This is a genomic window from Microcoleus sp. PH2017_09_SFU_O_A (genome assembly GCF_020738625.1).
In the GTDB taxonomy this organism is placed as follows: domain Bacteria; phylum Cyanobacteriota; class Cyanobacteriia; order Cyanobacteriales; family Microcoleaceae; genus Microcoleus.
The window spans coordinates 19,427-25,752 of sequence record NZ_JAEQCF010000134.1 but is presented as its reverse complement, the minus strand read 5'-3'; the positions used below and the strand labels follow the sequence as shown (position 1 = coordinate 25,752).

The window sequence follows — 6,326 nt, the reverse complement described above, 5'->3', positions numbered from 1 at the left end:
TCACTTTAGTTATACGTGAGCATATTTTTGCGAACCTTCAGAGTGATGCTATGGCCGAGAGTACATAGATAATGCTTTTTGTCAATGCGTAAGTCCTAAGTTATTAGTTATAATCCCATATTGACTGCGGTCATGCTTCGCCCCTACAAACATATTTGCCTTGCACAGGTCGCTGCACCCAGTTCAAGACTATTAAATAAATCACCCGATTTCCAATTGTTCACTCACAACTCAAAACAATTATCTATGACTCTCAACTTGCTAGACACAATCGGTAACTGGAATTCCCAGTTATTTCGAGAACTCAAAGGCCGGCTGAAAATGGGCAATATGGCGATCGCCAGCGTCCTTTCCCTCAGCAGTCAACTGGTGCTGTTTTTGTCGTCGAGGAGCCAGATACCCGTTGCGCCTCTTCCCAGCGATTACAAGTACCCCATTCATCACAGATTCTGCACTGGATTTGATGGCAATACCAAAGGTGATTCAATCAAGTGTATCCAAGATGCGGCAGGAAATTTCATCATTAACTGGCCCTCTTGGTGGCTAGAAATATTCGTTTACCTGAGCATATTTAGTGCGATCGCACTTTTAGTAGCCGGCACTTATATGCTTGTGAGCGACTTAGACAAAGAGGAACGTCGAGGTACACTCAACTTTATTCGCCTCAGCCCCCAATCTGCCAACACAATTTTTCTGGGTAAAATTCTCGGCGTCCCAATTTTACTGTATCTGGCAGCAATTCTTGCTGTACCGCTGCACCTGTACAGCGGATTAGCAGCTCAAATACCTCTGCATCATATTTTATGTTTCGACATAGCAATGGTAGCTAGCTGTGCTTTATTTTACAGCGGTGCAATGCTATTTGGTTTAACAACCAGTTGGTTGGGAGGGTTTCAGCCTTGGCTGGCTAGTGCTGCGGTTTTGGGTTTTATTAGCACAGCTTTTAAGGCACCATCAGTCGGCAATGCTGCGGACTTGTTAGCATTTTTCTCTCCGGCTGCTGTCTTGAAACAGGTAGCTTATCAAGTTAATGAGTCATCCCATTCTAACCTTAACTGGTTAACTGAGGAGTTCGATAGTCTGGAATGGTTCCATTTGCAGATTGGCAAAAATCTTGTGTCTTCTACCGCCTTATCTTTATTGATTTGTGCAGTGGCAACCTATTGGATATACCAGGGATGGCAGCGTCGCTTTCCCAACCCCACCGCCACTGTTTTGAGCAAGCGACAAAGTTATTTGCTGGTGATTTCCTATCAGTCAATAATTTTAGGATTTGCACTCCAATCAAATAAATACTCCCTTGATGAAATCGTCTGTTTGTCGATCCCAAATTTGATGGTTTTTTTAGCTTTGATTGCGGCTTTAACCTCGGAAAGACAAGCTTTGTATGATTGGGCGAGGTATCGGAAACAAATCGTTCCGAGTAGTCAGAAGTTGTGGCGCAAATACCCAATACTCGATTTAATTTGGAGCGAAAAAAGTCCAGCACCAATTGCAATAGCAATCAATCTCCTCAGTTCGACAGTGATTTTAACACCTTGGCTGCTGGTGAATCACACCGCTTTTCCTGCGATGATTGCGTTTATCAATCTTATCCTGATTTACGCCGGCCTCACTCAGCTATTCATGTTCGCAAAAATCCGAAATCAAGCAGTTTGGGCGACTTGTACAGTCGGAGGGGCTATCCTTTTACCACCAATTATTTTGTCTGTGCTTTCCCTCTACCCAGCAAAAGCTCCTTTCATTTGGCTGTCTTTAGTATTTCCCATCTTTGGATCTTCATCTGCCTTGAGAGACCAGTCAATATATGACATTTGTGTCTCGATACTCTGCCAGTGGACTGTGTTGGTGCTGCTGAATCTGCAATTGAGGAGGCAACTCCGAATCGCTGGGGAATCGGCATCTAAAGCTTTGCTGAAGGCTTGAAAAAGGGAGAATGCAGTGCGCCCCGATCGCAATCGGTGGGCATTCCTGACCTCAAAAACCCGGTTTCTTTGTAGATTTATCGTCAACGCAAAACTCGTAGAAACCGGGTTTAAAGCTATCTTTGGAGCGGCAATTAAACTCTCCGAAGTCTTGTTCAGTTTGTTGATTTAAAATTCTAAAATTTCTCTAAGTACACTCTTTAAATCCGCATCAGCAGGACGTTTTGAAAACTGCTCGTGACTGTAAATCCAAACGAGTTTAATAATACAAGTAGTTGCGTTAACTAAGTACATTAGTCTAATCTGTCCCGAAGCTCCTTTAGCAATCCTAAAATCTATCTTGTGAAATGTCCATTCTTCTGGCAACTTAATTTTTCCCGGTAAAGGCTCATTACGGGAATTGTTTGGATATTGGTAATCAATTAATTCTTCCAAAACTTTTGAAATTATTTCAACAAAGCTAGCTCCGTGAATTTTTGCAAGTTTTTTAAAGGAACGGTTGAAATTGTCGGAAGCTTCAATCGAGAAGGGAGTTGAGCCACTCATGGACTTCTCCTTTTTCAATACGATTTGATGATTCGGAATCAAAGGTATCCTTCAAAACTTCAGACATTGCTAGTTCGTATGCGGGGTGCTTGCGCTCTATCAAATCGAGCTTCTGATAACCTAATGCTTTCATGTCTTCGAGAAGAATTGGCTCCGTTGAACTTGCTTCAGGAAGTAGACCTTTACGAGCTTTTTTCCAAGGAAATTCACCGTGAGTCATATTGCTTAATCCATAAGCATGATAACCACCGAAATATCCCCAAATTTCTTCTAAAAGCTCTTGCTTATCAGAGGTAAGCTGCAATAAGGATTCTTTGTTAGGAATAGGTAGCTGGCTAGCTTCAAACTCACTGTAAAACCTATAAGCAGGAGGACAAACAGGGCCGTAGCGCCATGCTTGGATTTCTTCTCCAAAGAAGGCCTCATCATAGAGTGCCAAATGCAAGCTCTGTGCGTAGTATAAAAGCTTCTGAATCTTCATATTAGTCATGTCAGCTTCTATACCATCTTCATAAGCTCTGATAATGAAGTAGCGAGCCAAATTGAGACAGTCGATCATAGCTCCGACCCTCAGTCTAGAACAAATACTTTTCGATCGCCAGATTGGCAGCATATCGATACATACTATTATAATTGAAACTGAGTCGCGAGTGTAATATCAAATCAGCCGATCGCACAAATGTAAATTCGATCGCCCATTCCAATCGCGATCCGCCTCTCATAAGCTAACTATACTTGCGGCCGCGCCACTGAGTCGGCTGATTAAACGCAGAAATTAGAATCCGCACAAACGCTAACGGATCGGCTAAAGGTGACAGCCAAAATAGCCATTTACCAGAAGCTTGGGTGCGATCGTAACTCGGAGCGATCGCGAAACACAAAGCCGATCGCACCGCAACCAAAAATACATTCAATCCCCACAGCCCAAACTGCCCAGATACAGCGATCGCAGGTAGGGAACCCGATAGCAAATACCAAAGGACGATCGGCACCGGCAAACCTTGAACCGCCAACAACAGCCACAAATCGCCCCAAATTTGACCGCCAGAAGCAGCATCTTTCAAATCGAGCGATCGACCCCATTCATTCCAAGTCTCGATCGCCCCCTCATACATCCGCACCTTCAAGACTTTCGCCCCATCCAAAAAGCCCACCTTAAAGCCCTGAGCCGCAGCATAGCGAGCCAGAGTCACATCATCGCAAAAAGAACCTTTTGCGACTTCATAGCCCCCTAAAGCCACCAAAACCTCGCGCTTACAGAGGAAACACTGACCGTTTGCCATCACCCGTTCCGGCACATCCCCGCCGGTTCCCGTGGGGCCGAAGCGATACACCAAAGTCATTAACAGCGCAGGTTGCAGCCACAACTCGCCCGGATACTTGAGGATGAACTGCGGCGACAGCGAAATCAAATCGTAATTTCCAGCAGCAGCAGTTTTGAGCAAACTTGCGATCAAACCCGGATGCGGCTGAGTATCCGCATCTATCCCCAAAATCCACTCGCACTTCTCGGAAGTTGCCAAAAAACCCCAATTCAGCGCCCACGGACGCCCCACCCAACCAGGCGGTAACGGATCGTCGTTAATTAAGCGAAACCGGGGGTCTTTTTCGGCGGCAGCTTTGACTAAATCCCCTGTTCCATCTACCGAATAGCTGTCAACAACTACCACCTCTCGGAGCTCGTAACTTTGGTGACTCAATCCTTCCAAACAAGGTGCAATTCTTTCTGCTTCGTTCAAAGTCGGCACCACCGCAGTACAAGCACCCAACAAGTCCAGCGTCGGGGAATCTGGTTCCAGGGGCGGGATGCGCGAGGGGCCTTTAATTAACCGCGACATTAAAAGGGCGGTAGCGGGTAATTGCAACAGCAAAAGTGCGGCAGGGATGATGATTGTCAGGTGGTTAGGATCGATCATAGGATTTTAGATTTTAGATTTTAGATTTTCAATTGAATAATTTGGAATTACGGCTGGTGTCAATTTGAAAAATTTAATCAACTTTTGATATCATGTCCTGTCGCTTACCACAACAAAAACGGTTCGTAGTGCGGACTTTAGTCCTCAAGATCGGAGCGGACTAAAGTCCGCACTACGAACGAATATTATTGCGGTTAATCGACGATCGGACACGCTATGACCTCAAACATATTAACGGTTCGTAGTGCGGACTTAAGTCCGCAGCCTGAGTGCGGACTAAAGTCCGCACTACGAACGAATATTATTGCGGTTAATCGACGCTCGGACACGATATGACCTCAAACATATTACAGGAATTTGGCATGAAAATATAATTGCTGAAAAACCCGGTTTCTTGTTAAAACCGGGTTTTTAAATTAGCTCAAAATTTCCTGTGAATTTTTGCCAAATCAGCAGTGAGCTCGTGTCCGCTCAATTACCATAACAAAAACGGTTCGTAGTGCGGACTTAAGTCCGCAGCCTGAGTGCGGACTAAAGTCCGCACTACGAACGAATATTATTGCAGTCAATCGACCGGAAACGATATGATTCCTCATCAGCCGCTTACTTCCGCAAAGCGCCTACGCGCTGAGATGGAATTTCAGCTTTGAGAGCAGATTCCAAAGACGGAATTGCTTCTGTTATGTCATCTGCTGCGGGTTTAGCGATCGAGCTTAATACGATCGCCGGAACTACACCCAGAAGCACAGCTAGCGATGTCGGGAACCAGAACCGAGAATCCAAGGAAGTGACAGTGATAATCGCTCCGAAAGCAAAGTTTACCAAATAAACAATTAAAGGCAAACTCAATTCCGATCGCTCTAATTTTATCGAAGTTTTTCTCCAAAAGAAAGCTGCTACAGACATAAACAGCGCCCCGGTACCCATCCAGCCCGCCAAATTGCGGTAAGGCATCCCAAAGAAAGCGCCAAGTTCCTCAAACTCCCAAAAAGGTACAGAAGTTTGACTCATCGCCGGATCTAGTACAAAATCCCAAGCTGTCAATAATAGAGCGCCAAGGGCGATCGCGCCTATTTGGCGCACCCAATTCAATTCGCCTTTACCACCAGCCAGCCCAGCGCGAGCAATTATATATGAAACCAGTCCTAGATAAAACCACGACATGGGAATTGTAAACGGCACCAGCCCTGCAATTTTGTAGCCCAACCCGCTTAAATAGTGGTAATGGCCGAAGGGAAAACCCGTACTCGTTCCCAACAACTCGCTACTCAAAGATAAAAACACAGAAGGCAGCAAAAATGTCAGAGTTGCACCCAGCCCCAACGTCCGATAGGCATAGAGAGCAACCGCTGCTGCGCCAAAAATGATATAAACTACTCCACCCCCAGCCATCCCCCATTGGAACAAAGTTTGTCCGGCGGGCGATAAATTCATCACGAATTCGGGATGGGGTAAAATCAGCAGCAACCCTGCCAATCCAAAGGCCATTGACAAGACGTGGGCAATCAGGCAAAAGCGCTCAGCTATCAAAAGTTGCTTCATGGGACTCCTCGAAAAAATATTAGATGCAGAAAGCACTCGTTACAGTTTACAATTTTTTACAATAAACCAACACCAATAGGGCACCGGCATTTTTCCAAGATTTGCGCCCAAGCCCGAGAAACCCGGTTGCTGATTGAGTGTCTGGTTGCAACAAGCCTATACAAAATTGCAAAAATAGCTGGGAAGATCCCCAGAACCCGTCCCAAAAATCAGCAGTCATTACACAAATTAGGTACGTTGTTGGGATGGGAGCCCTCTTTGCTTAGATCTTATGAAAGAGCGCTGAAGCGCAACTACATACCTTGGCCCAAGCACGAGCCAATCTTCGATCGATAATTTTGGTATGTTGTTGGGATGGGAGCACTCTTTGCTGAGATCTAGGAAAGAGCGCTGAAGC

General features: G+C 45.4%; 6 protein-coding genes. 1 reads left to right on the top strand and 5 read right to left on the bottom strand.

Translation table 11 applies throughout. The annotated features are described in order from the left end of the window. The first annotated feature begins 246 nt into the window (after positions 1-246). Complete coding sequence (locus tag JGK16_RS31070) at positions 247-1,926, top strand: hypothetical protein (protein WP_293179148.1); 1,680 nt, start codon at positions 247-249, stop codon at positions 1,924-1,926. Between the two features lie 167 nt (positions 1,927-2,093). Here the strand turns inward: JGK16_RS31070 and JGK16_RS31065 are convergent, their stop codons facing one another. From JGK16_RS31065 to cruF, 5 genes are all read right to left on the bottom strand, one after another. Beyond that, complete coding sequence (locus JGK16_RS31065; protein ID WP_293179151.1) at positions 2,094-2,471, bottom strand: hypothetical protein; 378 nt, start codon at positions 2,469-2,471, stop codon at positions 2,094-2,096. Then, on the bottom strand, positions 2,443-3,030 hold the full coding sequence (locus JGK16_RS31060; RefSeq protein ID WP_293179154.1) for a type II toxin-antitoxin system antitoxin SocA domain-containing protein: 588 nt from the start codon (positions 3,028-3,030) through the stop codon (positions 2,443-2,445). Before JGK16_RS31060 ends, JGK16_RS31065 begins: the two co-directional genes overlap by 29 nt. A 16-nt stretch (positions 3,031-3,046) precedes the next feature. Continuing rightward, a complete protein-coding gene (locus JGK16_RS31055) occupies positions 3,047-3,193 on the bottom strand; it encodes a hypothetical protein (protein WP_293179157.1) in 147 nt (48 codons plus the stop codon). Between the two features lie 3 nt (positions 3,194-3,196). Continuing rightward, positions 3,197-4,387, bottom strand: a complete 1,191-nt coding sequence (cruG, locus tag JGK16_RS31050; protein WP_293193689.1) for a 2'-O-glycosyltransferase CruG — start codon at positions 4,385-4,387, stop codon at positions 3,197-3,199. Positions 4,388-4,990: 603 nt separating this feature from the next. Then, a complete protein-coding gene (gene cruF, locus JGK16_RS31045) occupies positions 4,991-5,929 on the bottom strand; it encodes a gamma-carotene 1'-hydroxylase CruF (RefSeq protein ID WP_293179163.1) in 939 nt (312 codons plus the stop codon). Positions 5,930-6,326 lie beyond the last annotated feature (397 nt).